Below are 24754 nucleotides of genomic sequence, written 5' to 3' on the forward strand. Positions count from 1 at the left end.
ATGTAGGCTCTCCCACGAGAAACCCGTGATTCAGGTAGATGGCAGGCGGGACTACGCCAAGCTGGTCGTCGTATCTCTCCTCAACCACTTCCTTCCACTCTGTCTCCATTGATGCCTCCTGTTGATACCGAGGCGTATTATAGCAAGCACACCAATGAAGATGATGAGGATGAGATCGAAGGACTCGTAGTACATCTTCTGATTAGTGGGTCGTTCGGTGTTAAAGAAATGCTTATTCGCGTCCGTCTCGCAGAAGACGTACTGCCTGAACTCCCAGCAATTTATGGGGAGCTTGAAAACCACGCCGCTGTCTTTGTGCTGCATAAAAGAACTCCCCGTTTAGTACGGGGAGATAATAACGAGAACGCCATCACGATAGAAGTGGTAGTACGTGTGGCCGTGCCGCACAAAAGCCCCGACCCCACACACAATTTCCTTATTTCGTTTGGCCTGTGCGATGATGAGTTCTCGATCAGGCAAGTCGTCGACGCGCCGCATCACTGCATCTGCTCACAAGTCTCGTCGATGATCCGGTGAAGCATTGGTGTTGCTTCGGGACGATCAACGATACGGCCGGTGAGGGCGTATGTGGCTGCGTTGAATACTCGCAGTGGGAGCGTGCCAGGAATGTCGAGCGAAATTTATAGCCTCGCAAAAGGCCTACCCTGCGCATTGCGCGCAGGCGTGAGCAGCGTTTCGACGTGTCAACGACCGGTCGCGCCCGGTCGCCCCCAGTCGTGATCGGTCTAGGTTGTTCGAGACCTGTCGCGGCTGGACGGGGCGCGTCGCATTGGCACGGAATTACGCTGCGATCGATTCTACTTTCGATAGTAGTGTCTCAACAAACATATTCCACTTATCCATGCCGGCGCGCTTTTCGGGCATGTAGGTCCAGCGGTCGTAGCTCTTTGAACTGACATCCTGGAATGCGTGATTTTGGATGCGATCCCGAATTTCTTTCGACACGCCGGCCTTGCCGGCGAGCGTCTTCCACGTGCGGCGCAAGTCACGGTTGGTGACGAACGGGATCACGTCGCGCTGCCGTTGACGCCACATAAAGGCGTAAAGCGTTCCATGGCTGACTGGCTTCGTCGGGTCCATCGCAGAAGGGAAGAACCAGCCGTATTCGTTCGGCTTGATGCTCTCGATGAGTTCGGCCGCTAGCGCCGGCACCGGGATCGCATGCGGCTTTCCGTTCTTCGTCTTCGACCAGTCGATGATGCACTCCTTCGCGTCCCACTGATCCACATGCAAGCGCGCGATCTCTTCGACGCGCTGGCCGGTGAGCATAAGAATGCGAACAGCGCGCGTGTACGGTGGATGTACCGGTGCATCCGGGCATTCGAGCCATCGATACAGGCGTAGGAAATCTTCCTCGTCTAACCAGCGCGTGCCGACAACTTTGGGCTCAGTCGGAATGCCTGCGGCGGGATTAGAAACGACTTTGAAGCGGCGAGGGGAGGAGGTGCGATAGTCGTGCTCTGATTTGATCGCCCACGAATACGCCGATCGAATGTAGCTGCGGACATGATCGGCCATCGCTCGCGTACCGCGCGCATAAATTGGCCGCAGCACACCCAAAACATCATCGGCCATGATATCGCGTGCAAGCCGGTTTCCGCCGAGGATTTTCTCGACGCTCTTCAGGCTCTTCTTTACCGCGAGCCACGAGTTCTGCTCGTTGTTTTTGAGATGCTTCACGTACGCATCAAACAAATCACCAAGGGTGCCTGGCCGCGCGTCGGTGGCGGTCTTGATGCTGCGGCCTTGCAAAATGACACCCGCAAAATCGCGTTTGAAAATATCTCGGGCATCCGAGAGTGGCATTGCGGGATACGAGCCAATCTTCGACTTTACGCGACGGCCGTCGCGCCATTGCTGAGCCATCCACTCGGCAGCGACCCGGCTCGGCATCGGCTTCAGTATGAGAACAAGTCTTCCGGTGCCGCGGCCTTCGCCATCGGCAAGCAAACGTTGCTTGCGTGATTTCGCAACCTGCTTGATCGCGTTTTGGATCGCACGGTCGGTGAGGTTCGCCATCGTGATATCCCGAGTCCGACTGGGGACGCTTTGAGGGACTGCAAGTGGGGACGGTTACGTTCCCGTTGCCTACACCGAATGTACCTCGGCCGGGAATCCATAATCAAGAAAAAGCGCAGTGATTGTAAGTGATTAAGCGTGAGCGAACGTGCACATAAACATGCGAGTAGGATGGTTGTGCACCAGGATCAGTGCGGTCGCCGATAGTTCGAGCGCGCGCTTGATCACCTCGCGCGGATAGACCGGGGTGTGGTCGATGGTGCCGGTCTGCTGGATTTCATCCGCGATCAACTGGTTGCGCTTGTCCAGAAAGAGCAGGCGAAACTGTTCCTTGTCGGCGAACGCCATCCCGCTCCGGCAATACTCGATCACGTCGTTCCAGGACGACAGTGCAATCTTGCGCTCGATCTCGCCCTTCGCCACCCGGCTCGCGGCTGCGGCGAGCAGTTTGATCTGGTTGATCGAGGCCTCGCCGATGCCATCGACCTCGCGCAGGCGCGAGACCGGCGCATGGATGACTTCGGCGAACGAGCCGAATTTTTTCAACAGCGCTTTCGCCAGCGGTTTTGTGTCGCGCCGGGGCAGGGCGGGAAACAGCGCCATCTCCAGCAATTCGTAATCGCTCAGCGCCTCCGGCCCGGCGCCGTAAAATCGCTCGCGCAGCCGCTTGCGGTGGCCGTGATAATGCGGCGTCTCGGTGGATTGATCCGGGGGAGGGCTGGTCTTGGCTGGCATCGCCGTAACCATGCCGCGCCGGTGAGCTTTTGCAACTCTAAAGTGCGGGAGCCTCTGCGGAAAAGGCGCCGCACACAGCGCGGCGCCTTCGAGCCGTTTCAACTCTTGCCTGCGATCAGGCCTTCACGGCCGCAAACGCATAGCCGTTGCCGTCCTTTGACAATGTGCCGACATTCGGGAAACCGAAATGATAGCCGGCGATCATGCCCTTTTCGGCAATGACGCGATCGAAGAACGCGCGCCGTGTGGCCTCCGCCTTCGGCCCGTCCGTATCGAACATCGAGAACCAGCCGGGATTCTTGACGAACAGCTGGTGGATGCCGGTGACGTCGCTCTGGATGAACAATTGCTGTCCGCCCGAGGCGACGAGGTACGACATGTGGCCGACGGTGTGGCCGGGGGTGGCGATGGCCTTTACGCCGGGCGCAACGTCGGCGCCGTCGCTATACTGCTTGATGTTCTTCCAGGTCGGGAAGGTCGCCTGGATTCGCTTGACATGTGGGCGGACAGCTTCCGGCATCTTCTCCACCAGCGCCGGATCGGTCCAGAACTTGTACTCGACCTCGGGCATCAGGATTTCCGCGTTCGGGAAGACCTGCGCATTGGTCTCCTTCACCCAGAGGCCGGAGATGTGATCGGGATGGAAATGCGAGATCACGACAGTGGAGACCGTTGCCGGATCGAGGCCGGCGGCCTTCATGTTCTCGGCGAGCTTGCCGACCGTCGCCGGCCCGTTGCCGCCGAAGCCGGTATCGAACAGCACGACCTTGCCGCCGGTCCGGATCGCGGTGACGGTGAAGGGATTGTCGAATTTGTCCGGGCCAATCCCGCTGGCTGTCAGCGCCTTCTTGACGTCGTCGAGCGAGGCGTTCTTCACCATGCCTTCGGCGACCGTGCGCTCGATACTGCCCTCATGCAGGCTGAACACCTCGATGTCGCCGACCTTGTATTTGAGGCTGTCCGCGGCGCGCTGCGCATGCGCCGCGCCGATGAACGAAACCGGTCCCTTGAGGCCGAAAACGAGCGCTGCCCCGGTGCTCCCGAGGACCAGATCGCGACGTGAAATCTCGAACATGCCCTTCTCCCTTGGTTGATCCCTAGCCCGCCAGGCCCTTCTGTTTCGAGGGGCTCACGCTACATGCTACCCCGCACAACCCGGGATATTCCGGTGCGATGCATGACGGGCCCAAGCGGCGGGCGCGCCGAACTTCGCGCAAGTTTCGTAGCCCGGATGGAGCGAAGCGAAATCCGGGGGCGCTCCGTCCACCTGTTAGATCCCCGGGTTACGCTGCGCTCCACCCGGGCTACGCTTGCGGCGGTTATCGGCGTTTCAGCACATGCGGGGCACCTGCAGGCAAGGCTCGCGGCCGGGACGATCAACACGGAAGGCCTCGATGAAGCGGCCCTCCTTCTGGGTCACGAACACGGTTCTGCCGTCGGGACCGCCAAAGGTGAGGTTGGTCGGCTGCTTTCCGCTCAGGGGTACCTCACGTTCGAGCGATCCATTGGCCGCGATAATGGCGATCTTGCCGGCCGAAAGCCGCGCGAGATAAATCCGGCCGTCGAGGTCGGTGCGCAGGCCGTCGACCTCGAAATCCGAAAAACCCTTCACCAGTCGCGGGTCGAGCAATTTGCTGCCGTCGAGGCGATAGGCCCAGACCTGCTTCGAATTCGACTCGCTGACGTAAAGCGTCGTGCCGTCCGGGCTCAGGTCGATCCCGTTGGTCACGCCGAGACGCCTTGTCGTGGACATCACCTCACCCCGGCCCTTGCCGTCCGCGCCGCGCGTAATACGCCAGATCTGGCCGCCCGCGGGCGATGCAAATCGCGGATCGCTGGCATAGAGCGTGCCGTCCGCCGCGATTGCCAGGTCGTTCGGCTGATTGAACCGATCGGAATGAAAGTAGACGCGCGGCGTGGTTTCGCCGCGTTCGATGACCCAGACATTGTGCTTCTTGAAATCAGCGATGAACATCCGCCCCTGCCGATCGAAACGAATGCCGTTACCGATGCTGCCTGCAGGGAGCGATGCGAAGAGCTGGGACTGCGAGGCGCCGGCCGCCAGTTTGCCGATCGTGCCGCTCTGTTGAAAATTGACAACGTAAAGGTTGCCCGATGCGTCGACCGCGGGACCTTCGATGCCGGGCGTGTACTCGCCCTGCGGCGTGATCCTCTTGCTTGTGAAAAGGGAGTCCTCGGCCGCGTTGCTCCGGCCTGCCAGGAAAACGGCACATGCGACGAGACAGGCCGCAACGCATTTCGCCAGACGGCCACGTTCTGCCATCGCCATCGTCAACTCCCTGCGCGGGAGGGTTAGGCGCCGGCCCAACTAGGTCGTAACCAAAGGCTTCTCGCCGTTGCGCTCTGACAGCGTGAAGATTTCGACGCCGGTCGCGGTCACGCCGACCGAATGCTCGAACTGCGCCGACAACGAGCGATCGCGGGTCACCGCGGTCCAGCCGTCGGACAGGATTTTCACATGCGGCTTGCCGAGATTGATCATCGGCTCGATGGTGAAGAACATGCCGGGCTTCAGCATCACGCCCTCGCCGGGCCGGCCGATATGGATGATGTTGGGCTCGTCGTGGAACATGCGCCCGAGGCCATGGCCGCAGAAATCGCGCACCACGCTCATGCCCTGCGGCTCGACAAAACTCTGGATGGCGTGGCCGATGTCGCCGGTGGTGGCGCCCGGCTTCACCGCGGCGATGCCGCGCATCATCGCCTCATAGGTGACCTCGATCAGCCGCTCGGCCTTGCGGGCGATCGGGCCGATCACGTACATGCGGCTGGAATCGCCGTACCAGCCATCGACGATGAAGGTGACGTCGATATTGACGATGTCGCCTTCCTTCAGCGCGCGGTCGCCGGGCATGCCGTGGCAGACCACGTGATTGATCGACGTGCAGGTCGAGTAGCGGTAACCGCGATACATCAGCGTCGCCGGATAGACGCCATGGCCGAAGGCGAAGTCGCGGACGAATTCGTCGATCCGTGAGGTCGGGACGCCCGCCTTGACGATGTCGGTGAGTTCGTCGAGGCATTTTGCGACCAGCGCGCCCGCCTTGCGCATGCCGGCGAATCCGCTCGCGCCATGCAGTTTGATCTGGCCGGTCTTTCGCAACGAGGTGTCAGACGCTTCAATATAGCTCATGGGGCGGTCATGCTTCGGAGGAACGGGAATGGTTGATTTAATGATCTAATTTAGTGATCGGAGCGGTCTGCGGCAAGCCGAGGTTGGGGTGCTGGAGACTCTAAAAAGACTTGCATCAAAAAAGACTTGCATCTAGCCGGAAACTTCCACCACGGGCTCGACCGGCAGCGCACCGCCGCGGACACGGATTTCGCGGACCGGATAGGGAACACGGATCCCCTCGCGCTTGAAGGCGTCCCACAGCGCCAGCATCACATCGCTCTTCACATTGTCCATGCCATCGGGATCGGCGATCCAGAAGGTCAGCGAAAACTTCATGCCGGCCTCGGCGAATTCGGTCAGGATGCAGTTCGGCGGCTTGTTCTTGATGGCGCGCGGGGCGGCCGCCGCGATCTCGATCGCCAGCTTGCAGACGAGGCGGGGATCGGCGTCGTAATTGGTGCTGAACAGCACCTTCACCAGCGTGTTCTTGTCGGTATAGGTCCAGTTCACGACCTTCTGCGTCACCAGATCCTCGTTCGGGATCAGGAACTCACGGCCGTCGCCGGCGGCGACCGAGATGTAGCGCGTCTTCATCGCGCTGATCCGGCCCGAGCTGTCGCCGATGGTAACGAGGTCGCCGGGTTTTACCGACTTGTCCGCCAGCAGGATGATGCCTGAGATGAAATTGGCGACGATCTTCTGCAGGCCGATACCGATACCGACGCCAACCGCGCCGGAGAACACCGCCAGTGCCGAAAGGTTGATGCCGACCGCGCTGAGCGCGACGATGACGGCGATCGTCAGCAGCCCCATGCGGATCATCTTGACCAGCAGCACCTGGATGGACGGGGTGAGGTCGGTGGAACGGTTGATCCGGCTTTCAACGAAATTGCTGGCAATATTGGTCAGCCACAAGGCCAGGATCAGGAGCGCGCCGAGCTTGATCAGGACCAGCGGCGTCAGCCGCAAGCCGCCGAGAACGATCGAGACGGAATCCGAATCCAGCAATTGCAGTGTCGGCTCGAGCTGGCCGATGACACTGAGAGCCGCGACCAGCCAGGCCGACAGCGACACCAGCCTGACAATGAACTCGTTGCGAATGACCGACGTCACCAGCCGGATGACGAGCCAGGCCACCGCAAGCTTGGCGGAAACCGCGAGCAGGTAGCTGCGGCTCGGCCAGGTCGAGTGGACCATCACGAAGCGCTCCACCATCACCAGGATCGCGAACACAACGGTGGAGGCGCTGCCGACCAGGACGTGGGCGAAGCGCCGCAAGGCCACCGGCCACCGCATCGCAAGCGAGGTCATGTCGACGCGCGCGCGAATGGATGCCTCGCTGGCCCAGGCAATGCCAGCGGCGGTGAGGATCAGGCCGAATTGCAGATAGAACCAGGGCGAGGTCACCTCCGCGCCGAGCGCGCGCGCGGTGCCGTGCAAGAACTCGATGATCTCTTTCAAATCCATCGGCCAAATCTCGTTTTGGGGCGATCCGGCCCCGCCGGACAAAGTTGATTCGCGCGTAGCAGGCAGATTCTCACAAGCGCCGGGCGGATGCCATCGGCACAGCAGGCGCGGGGGCAGGTTAGGCCCGTAAAATCGGGTACATTGCCGCTAACGCAGAAATGGGTTGGCGTTCAACTGTGGCAACGATAAGGATGCAATTGCAAGTATTTGCCAGAATTGTAGAGGTTATTGCGGAGGTTCATGGCTTCTCTCGACTCGGTCAGCATCGCCATCTTTCTGGGCGCCGTTCTGGTGATGGCGGGCATCCTGTCGAGCCTGCTTGCGCTGCGCTTCGGGGCGCCGCTGCTGCTGGTGTTCCTCCTGATCGGCATGCTGGCGGGCGATGCCGGGCCGGGCCAGCTCAGCTTCGATGACGTCCGCACCACCTATCTGGTGGGATCGGTGGCGCTGGCGCTGATCCTGTTCGACGGCGGCCTGCGAACCAAGTTTCAAAGCATCCGTACCGTGCTGGCGCCGTCGATGGTGCTGGCGACCATCGGTGTGCTGCTCACCGCCCTGATTGCTGCACCGGCCGCCAAATATGCGCTCGATCTGAACTGGACCGAATCGCTGCTGGTCGGCGCCGTGGTGGCGTCGACCGATGCCGCGGCGGTGTTCCTGCTCGTTCACACGCAGGGCCTGCGCCTGCGCCCCCGTGTCGGCGCAACCCTGGAAGCCGAATCCGGCACCAACGACCCGTTCGCGATCTTTCTCACCCTGATGCTGGTCGAATTCATTTCGCGCGGTGAAAGCTCGCCCGCGCATGTTGTATTGGAGCTCGCACGCGAAGGCGTGCTCGGCGCCGTCATCGGCGTGATCGGTGGCCGTCTGGTGGTGGTGGCGCTCAATCGCATGGCGCTGCCGCAAGGCCTGCACGCGCCCTTTGTCGCAACCGCTGCGCTCGTGATCTTCGGCGTGACGCAGATCTCGCACGCCTCGGGATTTCTCGCGGTCTATCTCGCCGGCATCATCATCGGCAACCGGCCGACGCGCGCGCATAATTCAGTGGTGACGTTTCTCGACGCCGCGACCTGGCTGGCGCAAATCGTGATGTTCGTTTTGCTCGGCCTGCTGGCGTCGCCGCAGCGCCTGCTGGACAGCGTGGGTCCCTCCGTGATCGTGGCGCTGGTGCTGATGCTCCTGGCACGGCCGATCGCGGTGTTCCTGTGCCTCGTGCCATTCCGGTTCAACTGGCGGGAAAAGGTTTTCATCGCCTGGACCGGCCTGCGCGGGGCGGTCGCGATCTTTCTCGCCTCGATCCCGATGCTGGTCGGGCTGTCGAAAGCCTATCTCTATTTCGACGTCGCCTTTGTCGTGGTCGTCATCTCGCTGCTGCTGCAGGGCTGGACGCTGGGCCCGGCGGCGCGGTGGCTGCACGTGGCGCTGCCGCGCGCCGACCGCGGCCCGCGGCGCGTCGAGCTCGATCTGCCGGGCCAGCTCGAGCAGCAGCTGGTCGGCTATCCGGTGCGGTCGAAGAGCCTCTACTTCCGGCGCGGCCTGCTTCCATCCTGGTCGAAGCCGACGCTGGTGATCCGCGATGAGCGGATCCTCTCGCCCGTCGAGGCCGATCCGGTCGCGGCCGGCGACTACCTTTATCTGCTGGCGCCGCCGGAAAAGGCCGAAGCGCTGGATCGCTTCTTCGTCGACATGGCGCCGAGCTCGGCGCCCGACCCGCATCTGCTCGGCGATTTCATGGTATCGGGCGAACACACGCTCGGTGAACTGGCCGAGATCTACGGCGTTTCCGTCGAGGAAGAACAGGCAAAGCTGACGCTGGCGGATTATTTCGACATACATCTCGACCATGCGCCCAAGGAAGGCGCCGAGCTTGTGCTGGATCCCATCGTTCTGGTCGCGCGCAGCATCAGTGGCGGGCGGGTCAACGTGGTCGGCCTGCGGCTGCCCGAGGATGAGGAGCAGGCCGCGCCACTGACGCGGTGGCAGGCGTTCAGGCGCAAGCTGGCCGATATCTGGTCGTCGGTGGCGGGGGTTTGAGTTCTCACGGGCGAAGTTCGGTCAGCTTCGCCGCTGAAAGCGGACATTTCGCCGTTGCTTTCTAATGTCGGCTTTGTGCCCAACAACGGAAGTCGCGCTTATTCGATCACTTCGTCGCAAACGGTCGAGCCTAGCTGCGATGGTCATTCGGGCAGCCCGGCTTGCCGCATTCCTTCTTCGTATCGCAAAAGGTCTTCGGCCCGCCTGAAAGGGCCCAACACGTCTTTGAGAGTGGAAACACGTAGCGTGGGGTTCAGCAGCCGCAGCCGAGCCAGGGCCTTATGTGCTTTCTCCGGCCGCCCGGCCATTGCATTGCTTGCGGCGGCGATCCGTAATCCAGGTTGATAGTCCGCATTGTGCTGCAATGCCATTGCCGCCCACGATGCCGCCTCGTCATAGTGGCCCAGGAAGAAATGGGCATGCGCCGTCCCGCTTGGCATTCTTAACAGCGACGGATCAAGTGGGCTCAGGCGCATGGCACGCGCGAAGCGCTCGATCGCCGCTTCCGGCTCGCCGAGCCAGTTTTTTACCCAGCCGTCGAAACTCCATGCCTCGGCGAAATTGGAATTGAGCACAAGCGCGCGATCGATCAAGCCAGCGCCCGCCTCGAGATCGCGAACGACAACCGCTAGCGCCCACCCGCCGGCGGCGAGCGCGATCGGGTCATCCTTGCCCAACTCAACCGCCCGCTGGGCGAGCCTTGTCACCTCAGCAATCTCGTTCGATGTGACTGAAATCCAGCCATTGGCCCTGCCTATGGCGTAGCAATGGGCGGCACGACCGTAGGCAGATGCAAAATCTGGGTCGAGCTCGATCGCGCTGTTGAACAGGCGTAATGCCTCTTCGTTCGCTTGCCTGCTTGCAACCTGATAAAACCTGGCCAACCCGCGTAAATAGAGGGTATAGGCGTCGAGACTCTCGGTCGGCTTGCGCCTGGCACGCTCGATCTCGGCTTTTTCCAGCGCCGGCGCGATCGCCCCGACAACGCTCTCGGTCACCTGGTCCTGCAGATCGAAGACGTCGCTGAGCCCGCCATCAAACCTTTCCGCCCAAAGATGTGCCCCAGTGGCGGTATCGACGAGCTGTCCCGTGATGCGCACTCGATTTGCCGCCTTGCGAACGCTCCCTTCCAACACGTAACGCACCCCGAGCTCGCGCCCGACCTGCTTCACGTCGACGGCGCGCCCCTTGTAGGCGAAGCTCGAGTTGCGGGCGATGACGAACAGCGCCCTGAAATGAGACAGCGCCGTGATGATGTCATCGACCATTCCGTCCGCGAAATATTCCTGTTCCGGATCGGAGCTCAGGTTGGTGAAGGGGAGAACGGCGATCGAGGGTTTATCGGGCAGAGCAAGGGTCTCATCAACAGGCCAGCGGTTCGGCACGGCTGGCACGGCGCGACCGTATGGGACGCGCCAGACCCGCATCGGTTCGGCGATATTCTTCAAGGATTGCGAACCCAAATCCTCAAACGTTACATCTACCTTGCCACGAATTTGCCGACGAGCGTCGTCCGAGATACTGATGCCGCCCGGCTCTGCAATCCCTTCGAGACGCACTGCAATATTGACCCCGTCACCAAAGATATCGTTTTCTTCGATAATAATATCACCAACGTGAATGCCGATGCGGAGTTCGATACGCCTGTCCTGCGGCACGTCGATATTTTGTTCGGCCATGCCGCGTTGAATTTCGTCGGCACATCGGACGGCGTCGACCACGCTGGCGAACTCGGCAATAGCGCCGTCCCCGGTATTCTTGACAACACGTCCGTGATGCTGAGCGATTTTGGGATCGAAAAGCGTCTTTCTGAGAGCTTTCAGTTGCGCCAGCGTGCCTTCTTCGTCGATCCCTATTAAGCGGCAAGAGCCCGCGACATCCGCCGCCAGAATAGCCGCCAGTCGCCGCTCTACGTGCTCGCTGCTCAAGGTGGCCCCCATGCTCGGGGAAATTCAATCGCTATATAGCACGATCGTGGACCTTGGCGCAGCACGTCCGATAAGTGCCGCCAACAACGGAAGTAGCCCTCTCACCCGATCGCCCCGTGGGCGAGCGCGGGATGCGTCGGAAACACCGCAAAACCCGCTGCGTCAAAGAGCGAATTTTAGCAGCCGATTCAACGTGATTTGGGTCGTCCAGATTGTGCAGCAAAAACATATCGCTTCTCATTTCCCCCAAATCAGCTCCATCTTCGCGCCATCCCGCCTCATCGAAGAGGGGCGTACGCGTCGTCACGATACGTGGAGTGCGGGTTGCGGTGGACGCGATGGCGTTGCGCGCGCGAGGCATTGCAGGGCGGTCTCAGGCTTCGTGCTTGAGATTGTGAGCGATTGATCCGCGCAGGACGAGCGGCGTTATTGCGTACGGCAAAAGCGTGTGGTTCTGGCACCCGTGGCTGGTGTCAAGCTGGCGGAGGTTGATCGAACCCAACCGGGGTTGATCGGCCGCCAATCCGGCAGCGACGGAGGCAAAAGGAACTCGTCTCCGGGAAGAGCGCGCCATAAGCCGTCAAACCATTGCGCAGGGAAGGCCGGATGCTCTCCGCTGGACCTGCATGCTCGTGTGCGCACTTCTTTGTGCACATTGCACACGAGACCGCGGGTGCAGCGCGCACCCGGTCTTCCCTGCGCCCTCGTTAATTCGAGGGCGAGCCGTCGCATCGGATCGGGGCGCCCGTCGCCTGCGAGCGCAGCGTTGCGTCCGGGCTTGTTGGGGCTATTTGAGGTCGACCGTTGGTCGCCAATCGCGGGTTTGATCGGCTATTTCGATGGTTGAGCAATCAGCAGACTATCTCTAGTCTGGCCGCAGGCCGAGCAACGGCCTGGCGGTGGAAACGCAGGAGACACAACAATGTCCGGCCCCCTCGACGATCAGCTCGGCTTTGCGCCCGACTACGATTCCCCGGTCCCCTATATGCAGCGGACCCGCGACTATTACGCCGCGATCGGCTACACCACGCCCTATCGCTGGGCGCATTATGTCGACGCGCCGTTCCAGCCGTTGAAAAAGCCGCTCGCGCAGTCGCGCGTAACTATCGTCACCACCGCCGCGCAGTATGATCCGACCAAGGGCGATCAGGGTCCCGGAGCCGCCTATAACGGCAGCGCCAAGTTCTATCAGGTCTATGACAGCGACACCGCCAAGCAGCACGATTTGCGGATCTCGCATATCGGCTACGACCGCAAGCACACGACAGCTACCGACAGCGGCACCTGGTTTCCGCTGCCGCAGCTGCTGAAGGCCGCCGCCGCGGGGCGGATCGGCGAGGTCGCGCCGCGCTTCTTTGGCGCGCCGACCAATCGCAGCCACCGCGTCACCATCGATGTCGACGCGCCGGATATCCTTGCCCGCTGCCAGGCCGACAAGGTCGACGTCGCCGTGATCGTCCCGAACTGCCCGGTCTGTCACCAGACGTCGGCGCTGGTGGCGCGTCATCTCGAAGCCAACGGGATTCCCACCGTGGTGATGGGATGCGCCAAGGATATCGTCGAGCACGCCGCGGTGCCGCGGTTTCTGTTCTCGGATTTCCCGCTCGGCAACTCCGCCGGCAAGCCGCAGGATGTTAACTCGCAGGCGCAGACGCTCGAACTGGCGCTGCGGCTGCTGGAGTCCGCGCCGGGGGCGCGCACCACGATGCAGTCGCCGCTGCGCTGGAGCGAGGATGCTTCCTGGAAGCTCGACTACAACAACGTCGCGCAGATGAGCCCGGAAGAACTGGCCCGCCGGCGCGCCGAGTTCGACAAGCAGAAAGAGATCGCGCGCGGTAACCGCGCGGCGTGAATGGGGCGCGGCCGTCAGAACCGTCATTGCGAGCGAAGCGAAGCAATCCATAGCGCGGCATAACGGATTGGATTGCTTCGTCGCTTCGCTCCTCGCAATGACGGCTTCCTGTCGGAAGACCGCCCTTCAATAGTGCTGTCCGGAGGAAACTGAATTGACCCGACCGTTCGAAGGCGTGAAGATTCTCGACTTCACGCAGGTGCTGGCTGGCCCCTATGCGAGCTACCAGCTCGCGCTGCTCGGCGCAGATGTGATCAAGGTGGAGCGTCGCGAAGGCGAGGACATGCGCCGCACGCCGCTGAGCCGCGAATGGGCCGAGCGCGGCCTCGCGCCCGGCTGGCAGGCCATCAACGGCAACAAGCGCAGCCTCACCCTCGACCTCTCGAAGCCGGAGGCGATCAAGATCGTCAAGCAGCTCGCCGCCCAGGCCGACGTGGTGATGGAGAATTTTCGGCCCGGCGTGATGGACAAGCTCGGCATCGGCTATACGGCGCTGTCGGCAATCAACCCACGGCTGATCTATTGCGCCATTTCAGGCTTTGGCCAGACTGGCCCGGAACGATCGGGCGCCGGCTATGACGGCAAGATCCAGGCCCTTTCAGGCATCATGTCGATCACCGGCCATGCCGAGACCGGGCCGACGCGCGCCGGCTTTGCGGTCTGCGACGTCCTGTCGGGCGCGACGGCCGCCTTCGGCGTGTCGAGCGCGCTGTTCCAGCGCACCCATACCGGAAAAGGCCAGTTGGTCGATGTCTCCATGCTGGAAGCGACGCTGGCGTTCCTGTCCGGGCAGGTCGCGGACTATTCGGTCGCCGGCCATCGCCAGCAGCTCTCCGGCAATCAGGCCGTGAGCCGCCGGCCCACCGCCAACCTCTTCAAGGCCGGTGACGGCTATCTGCTGCTCGCGGTGAACAGCGAGAAGCAATACATCGCGCTGATGACCGCGCTGGGCCGGTCAGACGCGCTGGAGGACCCCCGCTTCGCCGACTGGTTCGCCCGGCAGGAGAACGAACCGGCGCTGCGGGCCATCATCGAGGAAGCACTGTCGAAAAAGGACCCGCGTGAGTGGGAAAAGGTCCTGGACGCCGCCGGCGCGCCCTGTGCGAGCATCTGGAAGGTCGAAGAGGTGATCGATCACCCGCAGATCGCGGCGCGCGGCGCCATTCAGGAGATCGATACGCCCTATGGACGCCTGCGTTTCGCCGGCAGCGGGTTCCAACTCGCCCACGGCGGCGGCCGGCTTGACCGCATGGCGCCCGCGCTCAGTGCCCACACCGAGGAGGTGCTGGCCTCGCTCGGCTATGACGCAAAAGCGATCGCGGAACTGCGCGCGCGCGAGGTCGTCTAGCGGTAGCCGGGGCGGGTGCATCCTTTCCCGTTTTGGGTGGGCCCGCGCATGGCGACCCTGCGCCAACGCGCTTTAATCGACAGAGCTCACCGTCTAAAAGACGCCTTTCCCGCTTCCCAAAAGGACTGATCATGCCCGCCTATCGCTCCCGAACCACGACCCACGGCCGCAACATGGCGGGCGCCCGCGGCCTCTGGCGCGCCACCGGCATGAAGAACGAGGACTTTGGCAAGCCGATCATTGCCGTGGTCAATTCGTTCACCCAGTTCGTACCCGGCCACGTGCACCTGAAGGATCTCGGCCAGCTCGTCGCGCGCGAAATCGAGAAGGCCGGCGGCGTCGCCAAGGAGTTCAACACCATCGCGGTCGATGACGGCATCGCCATGGGCCATGACGGCATGCTCTACAGCCTGCCGTCGCGCGAGATCATCGCCGACAGCGTCGAGTACATGGTCAATGCGCATTGTGCCGACGCCATGGTGTGCATTTCCAATTGCGACAAGATCACCCCCGGCATGCTGATGGCCGCATTGCGGATCAACATCCCGACTGTGTTCGTCTCGGGCGGGCCGATGGAATCCGGCAAGGTCAGCATCAAGGGCAAGGTTCGCGCGGTCGACCTGATCGACGCCATGGTGGCCGCCGCCGACAGCAATGTCAGCGACGCCGAGGTGGAAGTGATCGAGCGCTCGGCTTGTCCGACCTGCGGCTCATGCTCCGGCATGTTCACGGCCAATTCGATGAATTGCCTCACCGAAGCGCTGGGCCTCGCGCTGCCCGGTAACGGCTCGGTGCTGGCGACGCATGCCGACCGCAAGGGGTTGTTCGTCGAGGCCGGGCATCTGATCGTCGATCTGGCGCGGCGTTATTACGAGCAGGACGACGAGACCGCGTTGCCGCGCAACATCGCAAACTTCAAGGCGTTCGAGAATGCGATGACGCTCGATATCGCCATGGGTGGCTCGACCAACACCGTGCTGCATCTCTTGGCAGCGGCCTATGAAGGCCAGGTGCCGTTCACGATGCAGGATATCGACCGCCTGTCGCGCCGGGTGCCGGTGCTCTGCAAGGTGGCGCCGTCGGTGGCGGACGTGCATCTGGAAGACGTTCATCGCGCCGGCGGCGTGATGGCCATTCTCGGCGAACTCGACCGCGCCGGCCTTCTCAACCGCGGCCTGCCGATGGTTCACAGCAAGTCGTTGGAAGATGCGCTCAGTCGCTGGGACATCAAGCAGACCAAGAGCGAGAGCGTCCGCAAATTCTTCATGGCCGCCCCCGGCAACGTGCCGACGCAGGTGGCGTTCAGCCAGGAGCGCCGGTTCGAGGAACTGGACACCGATCGCGCGACAGGCTGCGTTCGCGACGCCGAGCATGCCTATTCGAAGGACGGCGGCCTTGCCGTGCTGTCAGGCAACATCGCGCTCGATGGCTGCATCGTGAAGACCGCCGGCGTCGATGAGAGCATTTTGAAGTTCGAGGGGCCGGCCCGGGTGTTCGAAAGCCAGGACGCCGCCGTCGAAGGCATTTTGGGCAACAAGATCAAGCCCGGCGATGTCGTCGTGGTCCGCTATGAAGGTCCGCGCGGTGGTCCCGGCATGCAGGAGATGCTCTATCCGACCAGCTACCTCAAATCGAAGGGCCTCGGAAAAGTTTGTGCACTGGTCACCGATGGCCGCTTCTCCGGCGGCTCGTCAGGCCTGTCGATCGGACATCTTTCGCCGGAAGCCGCCGAAGGCGGGTTGATCGGGCTGGTGGAAGAGGGCGACCTTATCAAGATCGACATCCCCTCGCGTTCGATCAGCCTCGCGGTCGATGACGCCACGCTGGCGAAGCGGCGTGAAGCCATGCTGGCCCGTGGCGTGGACGCATGGAAGCCCGCCAAGAAGCGCAGCCGCAAGGTGACGATGGCGCTCAAGGCCTATGCGGCGCTGACGACAAGCGCGGCCCGCGGCGCGGTGCGGGTCGTGCCGGAATAGCGCTAATGCGCCAATGCGACTTCCCCGGATGACTGCTCGCGCCGCACGTCAATGCGCAGGCTCATCACGACGGCGGCGCCAACGACGGCGCATCCGGCGAGCAGGAGCAGGCCGACCGTGAAGTTGCCTGTCAGATCCTTTAGATAGCCCATCGCAAAGGGACCGGCGAAGCCCGAGAGGTTGCCGAGCGAGTTGATGGCCGCGATCCCCGCAGCAGCCGACGCTCCGGTCAGGAAGCTTGCCGGCAACGGCCAGAACATCGCTGGCACTGCAGAAACCCCGATCTGCGCGAAGCAGAGCAGCGCCATGATGAGGATGGGATTCGAAACCAGCCCGGATATCCCGATCCCGATCGCCGCCATCAACAGCGCCACGGCGACGTGACCTTTTCGTTCCATCGTGCGGTCTGAATGCTGACCGAGCAATACCATGCCAATGCCGCCGAAAATAAAGGGCAGCGCAGCCAGCAATCCGGTCTGGGTATCGCTCACCCCAAAGCCCTTGATGATGGTCGGCAGGAAGAAGGCAACTCCGTAGCTCGCCGCATTCAAACAGAAGTAGACCAGGGCGCACAGCAGGATGCGGATATCGGTGAGCGCCTGAAACAATGAAAGATGTTCGACTCTCTCCTTGTTGCTCTTCTCGGTTGCCTGCACGTTCTCCAGCCACGCAATCTCATCTTTTTGCAGCCAGTTGGCCTGGCGCGGAAAATCGGTGAGATAGAAAAACACGACGAGTCCCACCAAAATCGATGGCAGTGCTTCAAGAACGAACAGCCATTGCCAGCCTTCCAACCCCCAGCCAGTCAGGTTCAGCAACATTCCGGAGATCGGCGACCCGACAATGGACGAAATCGGGATTGCCAGCATGAAGTAGCTGACGACCCGCGCGCGATATAGCGCCGGAAACCACAGGGTCAGATAAAAGATGATGCCGGGAAAGAAGCCCGCCTCGCATGCGCCGAGCAACAGCCGAAGGGTATAGAAAACCGTTTCGTTCGAAACTCCGATTGCCCCCGAAATCGACGGGATAAAGGCGAACGCGGCCGAGACGATCCCCCAGGAGATCATGATGCGGGCAATCCAAACCCGCGCGCCAACCCGCTCCAGAAAGAGGTTCGAAGGCACCTCAAACAAAAAATAGGCAATGAAGAAAAGTCCGGCGCCCAGTCCGAAGGCGGCCTCGCTGAAGCCAAGCGCCTGGTTCATATGCAGCTTGGCAAAGCTGACATTGACGCGATCCAGATACGCAACGAAATAGCACAAGATCAGAAACGGTATCAGCCGCCGCATCACCTTGCCGATTGCACGCCGTTCGACGTCTTCCATGGCGGCCTCCGCTCGTCTTGTGCCGTTTGGTATTTTCCCGGAAAGTTTGCACGGGTTTACAGCGCAACTGTGGCCTGTCTAAACGCAAAGCCTGGGTGGCTGTTCCCGATGCCGCTGCCAAAAGCTGTATGGTGCGTTGCGGTTGAAGGCAGCGGCTACGTCAGCACCTTGACGCCGCCGAGCGCGGTTACGCGTCCGTTCTTGAGCATCACGATCTGCGTCGCGAGCTGGCGCAGTTCGGCCGCGTCGTGGCTCACATAGACCATCGGAATACCTTCGTCGCGCAGCCGCACCAGGTAGGGCAGGATCTCGACCTTGCGGCCCTCGTCGAGCGAGCCCAGCGGCTCGTCCATCAGCAGCAGGCGTGGCTTTGACAGCAGTGCACGGCCGAGCGCGACGCGCTGGCGTTCGCCGCCGGAGAGTTGGCCGGGACGGCGGTCGAGCAGTTGGCCGATGTCGAGCAGGTCGGTGATGCGCTTGTGCTGGGAAGAATCTACAGCGAGGCGGTTCATGCGCCGGCCGTAATCGAGGTTTTGCCGCACGTCGAGATGCGGAAACAGCCGTGCGTCCTGAAACACATAGCCGATCCGGCGTCGGTGCGGTGGCACGTGGACGCCTGCGGCGGTGTCGTCCAGCGTTTCGCCATCGAGCGCGATGACGCCGCGGTCGGGCCGCAGCAGTCCTGCGATCATGTTGATCAGCGAGCTCTTGCCGGCGCCGGATGCGCCGAACAGGCCGGTAACGCGGCCCTGGCTTTCGAAGGACGCTTCGAGTGAGAATTCGCCGAGCTGCTTGGTGACGTCGACCCGCAACATGGTCAGTTCCCGTGCAGGCGTTTGGTGGCGCGCCGCGCGAACCATTCGGAGGCGATCAGGGCGCCCATCGCGATCACGATGGAGATCAGCACCAGCCGCGCCGCCGCGGTGTCGCCATCGGGGGTCTGGATCAGCGAATAGATCGCGGACGAAATGGTCTGGGTTTCGCCGGGAATGTTGGAGACGAAGGTGATGGTGGCGCCGAACTCGCCGATCGCCTTGGCAAAGCCGAGCACCATGCCGGCCAGTATGCCCGGCAGCGCCAGTGGCAAGGTTACGGTCGCGAACACTTGCCACGGCGCGGCACCAAGCGTGCTCGAGGCCTGTTCCAGCCGGCGGTCGATCGCTTCAATCGAGAGCCGGATCGGCCTCACCAGCAATGGAAACGACATCACGCCGCAGGCAAGCGCCGCTCCGGTCCAGCGAAACGCGAACACGATGCCGAGGTTATCGGCGAGCCATGCACCGACCAGGCCGCGGCGGCCGAAGGTCAGCAGCAGCAGATAGCCGGTGACGACTGGCGGCAGCACCAACGGCAGATGGACCAGGGCATCGAGGATGGATTTGCCCCAGAATTCATACCGCGCCAGCAGCCATGCCAGCGCGATACCGAAGGGCGTTGCCACCAGCGTTGCAATGACGGCCACCCGCAGCGACAGCAGGATGGCCGTCCATTCGGCCGGTGATATATCGAACATCAGGTCGATGGGCTGACGAGAAACTTGAAGCCGTATTTCTCGAGGATGTTCTTCGCCGCCGTCGAGCGCAGGAAGGCGAGATAGTCCGTCGTCTCCGGTTTTGCGGTAGTGGTCGCCGCGACGGGATAGATGATCGCCGGGTGGGAATCGGCCGGGAAGGTGCCGACCACCTTGACGCCCGGTTCAACCCTGGCGTCGGTGGAGTAAACGATACCGAGTGCCGCTTCACCACGCGCTACCAGCGTCAGCGCGGCGCGCACGCTCTCGGCCATCGCGAATTTCGGTTCGGCGGCCTGCCATGAACCGAGCTTCTCCAGCGCGGCCTTCGCATACTTGCCGACCGGCACCGCCTTGACGTCGCCGGTCGCGATCTTGCCGTCGCCGGCGAGCTTGGCCAGGTCGAACCCGGCGCCGATGTTGACGTTGTCGATCTTGGAATCCTTTGGCGCGATCAGCACGATGCTGTTGCCGAGCAGGTTGACCCGGGTCGGCTCATTGATGTTCTTTTTTCCGATCGCGTAATCCATCCAGTCGGTGTCGGCGGAGATGAACACGTCAGCCGGCGCGCCCTGTTCGATCTGTTTTGCCAATGCCGAACTGGCGGCATAGCTCGCGGTGACCTTGACGCCGGTCTTGGCGGTATAGGCTGCGTCGATCTCGTCGAGTGCGTTCTTCATCGAGGCCGCGGCGAAGACCGTCAGGGACTTGTCTTGAGCGGCAGCAGGCGAATGGATGGCTCCCAGCAGAACGACGAAGGCGGCGAAAATTCCGGTAAGGCGAGACATGATAGCGCTCCGTGCGTGTTTGCGGGCGCGCTATTCGCGCGCCGCAATCAGGCGTGGTTTGAATTAATGGAAGCGATCGGCGGAAGCGCTGTTCCGGCAATTCCGATGGCTTACGGCCGATCAGAATATCGCCAATGGCTGACAATAGCAGGCTGGCGGCCGGGGTCAAAGTGGCCGTTCGTCCCAGATGCTGACAGCTATTCCGTCGGCAGGATGGCAATCGAGACTGAATCCTCTTTCGTTCCGCTGACCTGCAGCACGAGCGGGCCCGCCGAGAGCTCGTACTTCATGGTCTTGCGGATTCCGTCGCAGTCGGTGGCGCCGCTGTGGGCCTTCGGTTTGAGGAAATGCCCGTCCTGCACGACATCGACCCAGCCGCCCGACGATAGGCTGATCGAGTAGAGACCGGTCTTGGGCGCAGTCTTGATGCTGGCGAAGCCGGCAAAAGTGCCGTCCTTGGGTGCGCGTTCGGGCGGCGTCGGCAGTTTAGCTTCCGCCGGGCTGCGCAGGGCGAGGGTCACGGCCTGCGCGGGCAGGGCGGCGAGCTCTGCGCCTGACACCAGCTTGAGGCGATCCGGTGCCGTCAGCGCCGCGCGCTCGCGCTCGATTCCCCATTTGAACTTGTCGCAGCCGCTCAGTTCTTCTGCCGCCCAGGCGGGCGCGGCGCCGAGCAGCGCCAGCGCAACGAGAAGTGAAATGCGCATGTCAGTCGACCGCAATCATGACGTCGGAAGCTTTCACCACGACAGTCGCCTTGCCGCCGGCCTTGATGCCGAGGTCGTCGACCGCCTCGTTGGTGATGGAGGAGGTGATGATTTGGCCGCCTCCGATATCGACGCGGACATGAGACGTGGTTGCGCCCTTCTTCACTTCGACGACAGTACCCTTGATCTGGTTGCGTGCACTGATGCGCATGGCGATCCTCACAATGTCAGGCGCACACGGGCCTGCCGTGCGCTGCTGGCTTCTGTATTCAATAGGAATTTTGAACCATCGTCCGTGTCGTGCCGCGCGCTTACGGCGCTGGGGTACCGCATGTTAGCGCATTTCGTCGCAGCGAGGAAAGCCCCACCGGTAGGACGCTATTGCTTCGTATCCGGCGCCGCCAGCACCGCCTTGCAGGCGGCAGGGAGCGACGCCATCGTCATCGGCGGCTTCGGTTTTGGCGGCACTTTCGGCGGTTTCGGATGCAGCACCGCATCGCTGAACCAGTAGGCGAGATCGCCGGTGCTGCAGCCTTCGCCCTCGTTCGGATCGGGCTGGCTGTCGCATTCGCCGGCGCCGGGCGGGCATTTGATGCGGATGTGGAAGTGATAGTCGTGGCCGTACATCGGCCGCACCTTGTGGAGCCAGTAGCGATCACCTTTGGCCTCACGACACAGCGCCTTCTTGATCGCGGCATTGACGAAGATGCGCTGCACGCTGGGCTCGAGCGCAGCGGCGCGGATCACCGCAAGATGAGTTGGCGTCCAGGCGTGCGGATCGATGTCGAGCCGGTCGGTGCGCACCATCATGACGGCCGACATTTCTTCGCGCTCGTTGCGCGACAATTGACGACCCGGCATCGGCGTCAGCCAGATGTCGGCGTCGAGCCCCACCTGATGGCTGGCGTGCCCGGTAAACATCGGCCCGCCGCGCGGCTGCGACATGTCGCCGACCAGTATGCCGTGCCAGCCCGCATCCTTGCGCGCTTTGGCAGCGAGCCGCTTGACCAGCGCGACCAGATCGGGATGGCCCCAGTAACGATTGCGCGACAGCCGCATCACCTGCCAATTGTCGCCGTTGATTGGCAGCCCTTCCGCGCCCGCGATGCAGCCATGCGCGTAGAACCCATACACCCGCGTCGGCATCGCCGCCGGCAGCACCTTGCGGCCGAACAGCTCCTTGGCGCCGATCTTGGGGTCGTTGGGATTGGCCAGCGGCGGCAGCGGTTTTGGATTGACCGCGCCCTTGTCCTGCGCCCATGCGCTTGCGGCATTGACGACGGCCATTAAGGTTATGAGTGGAATCAGAATCAGGCGAGGGTTCATCGGATTACTCTAATCCAACGAGTGTAGCATGAAACCGGGAAAGCGGCGACAGGCGAAGCCCTCGCAATTGCTTGATCTCGCCGCAGCCGATGCTCTCGCCTGCACCGGTCCACGCAACACGCAGAGCAAAATCAATTGAGGCTTACTGCATTGAGGCCTACTGCAGTTCGATCTTGGCCGACCTGATCACTGCGGCCCACCGGTCGACTTCCTGGCGCATGTAGGCGGATGCCTTGTCGACCGAACCGCCGAAAATTCCGGCGGATAATTTCTTGAGCTGATCCTGCACCTGGGGCTGACGTAGTGCCTCGTTCACGTCGGCATTGATCTTGTCGACGATGTTTTTCGGAGTTTTCGGCGGCGCCACGATGCCGTACCAGGCGGCCGCTTCAAAACCCGGAAGCGTTTCGGCCATCGTCGGCACGTTCGGCAGCGTCGGCAGACGGTCCGATGAGGCCACCGCGAGCAGTTTCAGCTTGCCGGCCTGGACCAGCGCCAGCGAAACGCCGAGATTGTCGAACATGACGTCGACGTCGCCGGCGACGAGACCCTGCAGCGCCGGCGCCGAGCCGCGATACGGAATGTGGCGCAGCTTCACCTTTGCCATCAGTTGAAACAGTTCCGAGGTCAGGTGCGAGGTCGTGCCGTTGCCTTGCGTGGCGCAGATGGTTTTGTCGGAATTGCCCTTCAGGTATTCGATCAACTCGGGCACGCTCGATGCCTTGATGTTGTTCGGATTGACGATCAGCGCGTTCGGCACATGAGCCATGACGATGATAGGCTCGAACCTCGTCGGATCGAAGCCCAATCTGGGATACAGATTGTGATTGATCACAAGCGGCGGTGGCGCTGACGAGAGCAGCGTGTAGCCATCGGGCGCCGAATGGTAGACCTGCTCGGCGCCGATGTTTCCGGCGGCGCCGGTGCGGTTCTCGATGACCACCGGCTGGCTCCATTTGCGTGACAGCCAGTCGGCGACGATCCGCGGAACCGCGTCGGCCGTTCCTCCGGCAGGAAATGGAACGACGATTTTGACGGGACGGTCGGGGTAATCACCGGCCAGCGCCGGCGTGTGACCGTGCGTGGAGAAAACCAGAAGCAGCGTCAGCACCGCTAATGTATGGCGGACGGGAAGCAGAGCTGGCGCAGAGCCGTGCATTCAAACTCCTCCCGCTGCCGTTTTACTCCGTCCAGCCTGAGCCGTCGGCGCTTGGTGTTTGCGGCAAGGGAGGATAGCTTGAAGGGGCAAGCTTCCGAAGCATTTTTTGCGTGGGACGATGACGCAGCCGCAACTCACTGTCGTGATCATTGGAGGCGGAATTGGCGGGCTGTTTGCCGCGAATGCGCTGATCACCCGTGGCTTCGATGTATCCGTCCATGAGCAGGCGCCTGCGCTCGGCGAGGTCGGGGCAGGGGTATTCCTGACGCCGAACAGCGTGCGGCAATTGCAGCGCGTCGGCCTTGGACATCAAGTGGAACGATGGGGCGCCAGGGTCGGCCATGGTTCGCACTATTTTCGCCACGATGGTGCGCCGATCGCCCCGGTCCAGGTAACGGACTCCGCAGGCTGGAACGCCACCTTCGGCATGCATCGCGCCGACCTCGTCGAGATGCTGGCGAGCGCATTGCCGTCAGGCGTGGTGCACACCGGACATCGCGGCACAGTCTTTGAGCAGACGGGCGAGGTCGCGCGCGTATCATTCGCCAACGGCGCGGTGGCTGAAGGCGACGTCGTCATTGCGGCCGATGGCATCCACTCCGAACTCCGGCATTATGCCGCGCCGCCGTCCCGGCCAATCTTCCACGGCTCCGTCGCCTATCGTGGCGTGCTGCCACATCATCGCATTCCGCACTGGCCGACCGATTGCTGGCAGATGTGGCTCGGCAAGGGAAAACATTTCCTCAGCTTTCCGGTGCGATCGGGCGAACTCATCAACTATGTCGGCTTCGTGCCGGCCGATGCGGAAATGAAGGAATCCTGGTCGGCGCCGGGAGATCCCGACGTGCTGCGTCGCGAGTTCGAAGGCTGGGACCCGCGCATCGGGACCTTGTTGAACCAGGTTGAAAAGACATTCCGATGGGCGCTTTACGACCGCGAGCCGCTGCCGACCTGGACGCACGGCCGCTTGACGCTGCTTGGCGATGCCGCGCACCCGATGCTGCCGCATCTCGGCCAGGGCGCCAACCAGTCGATCGAGGACGGCATGGCGCTGGCGACCATTCTGGCACAGGCGTCACGTGCCAGCGTCCCGGCCGCGCTGCTTGCGTATGAGCGGCTACGACGCGAGCGGGTGGCGACGGTCCAGCGCGGCGCGCGCGAGAATGGCATGCGCTACGACTCCTCCTATGCCGACCTTGGCGTTCGCGATGCCGAGATATCAGCGCATGCGGCGTTCCGCAGACGGCTTTACGATCACGACGTCGTGCCGGAAGCGCAGGCCGCGGCGGCTGCCTTGAGTTGAATGGGCGTTGTGTTGCCACCGCTCTTAACCGCGCGATAACCCTGTCGATCGTTGACGGATCTTCAAGCGCACGCGCGACGTTTCGCGCATTCCTTGTGCATCCGGGACGCGCGCCGCACG

Annotated in this window: 21 protein-coding genes; 6 read left to right on the forward strand and 15 right to left on the reverse strand. The window is 62.4% G+C overall.

Features of this window, described 5'->3' with window-relative positions:
- Positions 1-111: 111 nt before the first annotated feature.
- Entirely contained in the window at positions 112-537 is a 426-nt protein-coding gene (locus V1283_RS40465; protein ID WP_334392149.1) for a hypothetical protein, read from the forward strand.
- 264 nt (positions 538-801) lie between these two features.
- Here V1283_RS40465 and V1283_RS40470 read toward each other — a convergent pair whose 3' ends face one another.
- The 6 genes from V1283_RS40470 to V1283_RS40495 form a co-directional block, all read right to left on the reverse strand.
- Positions 802-2040, reverse strand: coding sequence for a tyrosine-type recombinase/integrase (locus V1283_RS40470; RefSeq protein WP_334392150.1), 1239 nt, complete (start codon positions 2038-2040; stop codon positions 802-804).
- Positions 2041-2172: 132 nt separating this feature from the next.
- Entirely contained in the window at positions 2173-2775 is a 603-nt protein-coding gene (locus V1283_RS40475; RefSeq protein WP_334392151.1) for a JAB domain-containing protein, read from the reverse strand.
- A gap of 115 nt (positions 2776-2890) precedes the next feature.
- Positions 2891-3850, reverse strand: coding sequence for an MBL fold metallo-hydrolase (locus V1283_RS40480; RefSeq protein WP_334392152.1), 960 nt, complete (start codon positions 3848-3850; stop codon positions 2891-2893).
- A gap of 255 nt (positions 3851-4105) precedes the next feature.
- The gene (locus V1283_RS40485) at positions 4106-5059 is read right to left on the reverse strand and encodes an SMP-30/gluconolactonase/LRE family protein (RefSeq protein WP_442895917.1); all 954 of its coding nucleotides are present in this window, start codon (positions 5057-5059) and stop codon (positions 4106-4108) included.
- Between the two features lie 45 nt (positions 5060-5104).
- A complete protein-coding gene (map, locus tag V1283_RS40490; protein ID WP_334392156.1) occupies positions 5105-5929 on the reverse strand; it encodes a type I methionyl aminopeptidase in 825 nt (274 codons plus the stop codon).
- A 132-nt stretch (positions 5930-6061) separates the two neighbouring features.
- A complete protein-coding gene (locus V1283_RS40495) occupies positions 6062-7378 on the reverse strand; it encodes a mechanosensitive ion channel family protein (RefSeq protein WP_334392157.1) in 1317 nt (438 codons plus the stop codon).
- Positions 7379-7618: 240 nt separating this feature from the next.
- Here V1283_RS40495 and V1283_RS40500 point away from each other — a divergent pair, with 240 nt between their 5' ends.
- A complete protein-coding gene (locus V1283_RS40500; protein WP_334392158.1) occupies positions 7619-9412 on the forward strand; it encodes a potassium/proton antiporter in 1794 nt (597 codons plus the stop codon).
- 143 nt (positions 9413-9555) lie between these two features.
- Here V1283_RS40500 and V1283_RS40505 read toward each other — a convergent pair whose 3' ends face one another.
- Entirely contained in the window at positions 9556-11340 is a 1785-nt protein-coding gene (locus V1283_RS40505) for an adenylate/guanylate cyclase domain-containing protein (RefSeq protein ID WP_334392159.1), read from the reverse strand.
- 922 nt (positions 11341-12262) lie between these two features.
- Between V1283_RS40505 and V1283_RS40510 the strand changes: the two genes are divergently transcribed.
- From V1283_RS40510 to ilvD, 3 genes are all read left to right on the forward strand, one after another.
- Entirely contained in the window at positions 12263-13192 is a 930-nt protein-coding gene (locus tag V1283_RS40510) for a glycine reductase (RefSeq protein WP_334392160.1), read from the forward strand.
- A 154-nt stretch (positions 13193-13346) separates the two neighbouring features.
- The gene (locus V1283_RS40515) at positions 13347-14540 is read left to right on the forward strand and encodes a CaiB/BaiF CoA transferase family protein (RefSeq protein ID WP_334392161.1); all 1194 of its coding nucleotides are present in this window, start codon (positions 13347-13349) and stop codon (positions 14538-14540) included.
- A 131-nt stretch (positions 14541-14671) separates the two neighbouring features.
- Positions 14672-16516 (forward strand): dihydroxy-acid dehydratase, encoded by a 1845-nt coding sequence (gene ilvD / locus V1283_RS40520; RefSeq protein WP_334392162.1) that lies wholly within the window; start codon positions 14672-14674, stop codon positions 16514-16516.
- A 2-nt stretch (positions 16517-16518) separates the two neighbouring features.
- Here the strand turns inward: ilvD and V1283_RS40525 are convergent, their stop codons facing one another.
- From V1283_RS40525 to V1283_RS40560, 8 genes are all read right to left on the reverse strand, one after another.
- Complete coding sequence (locus V1283_RS40525) at positions 16519-17844, reverse strand: MFS transporter (RefSeq protein WP_334392163.1); 1326 nt, start codon at positions 17842-17844, stop codon at positions 16519-16521.
- A gap of 155 nt (positions 17845-17999) precedes the next feature.
- Complete coding sequence (gene modC / locus V1283_RS40530; protein ID WP_334392164.1) at positions 18000-18659, reverse strand: molybdenum ABC transporter ATP-binding protein; 660 nt, start codon at positions 18657-18659, stop codon at positions 18000-18002.
- 2 nt (positions 18660-18661) lie between these two features.
- The gene (gene modB, locus V1283_RS40535; RefSeq protein WP_334392165.1) at positions 18662-19357 is read right to left on the reverse strand and encodes a molybdate ABC transporter permease subunit; all 696 of its coding nucleotides are present in this window, start codon (positions 19355-19357) and stop codon (positions 18662-18664) included.
- Positions 19357-20142, reverse strand: a complete 786-nt coding sequence (gene modA, locus V1283_RS40540; RefSeq protein WP_334392166.1) for a molybdate ABC transporter substrate-binding protein — start codon at positions 20140-20142, stop codon at positions 19357-19359. The genes modB and modA overlap by 1 nt, the downstream gene beginning before the upstream one ends.
- A gap of 197 nt (positions 20143-20339) precedes the next feature.
- On the reverse strand, positions 20340-20846 hold the full coding sequence (locus V1283_RS40545) for a hypothetical protein (RefSeq protein WP_334392168.1): 507 nt from the start codon (positions 20844-20846) through the stop codon (positions 20340-20342).
- Between the two features lies 1 nt (position 20847).
- Complete coding sequence (locus V1283_RS40550) at positions 20848-21057, reverse strand: TOBE domain-containing protein (RefSeq protein ID WP_334392169.1); 210 nt, start codon at positions 21055-21057, stop codon at positions 20848-20850.
- A gap of 167 nt (positions 21058-21224) precedes the next feature.
- A complete protein-coding gene (gene mepA / locus V1283_RS40555) occupies positions 21225-22172 on the reverse strand; it encodes a penicillin-insensitive murein endopeptidase (protein ID WP_334392170.1) in 948 nt (315 codons plus the stop codon).
- Between the two features lie 157 nt (positions 22173-22329).
- The gene (locus V1283_RS40560; RefSeq protein WP_334392171.1) at positions 22330-23331 is read right to left on the reverse strand and encodes a Bug family tripartite tricarboxylate transporter substrate binding protein; all 1002 of its coding nucleotides are present in this window, start codon (positions 23329-23331) and stop codon (positions 22330-22332) included.
- Positions 23332-23449: 118 nt separating this feature from the next.
- Between V1283_RS40560 and V1283_RS40565 the strand changes: the two genes are divergently transcribed.
- Positions 23450-24634, forward strand: coding sequence for an FAD-dependent monooxygenase (locus tag V1283_RS40565; RefSeq protein WP_334392172.1), 1185 nt, complete (start codon positions 23450-23452; stop codon positions 24632-24634).
- The last annotated feature ends 120 nt before the right edge of the window (positions 24635-24754 follow it).

The sequence above is a fragment of the Bradyrhizobium sp. AZCC 2262 genome (assembly GCF_036924535.1).
GTDB lineage: Bacteria > Pseudomonadota > Alphaproteobacteria > Rhizobiales > Xanthobacteraceae > Bradyrhizobium.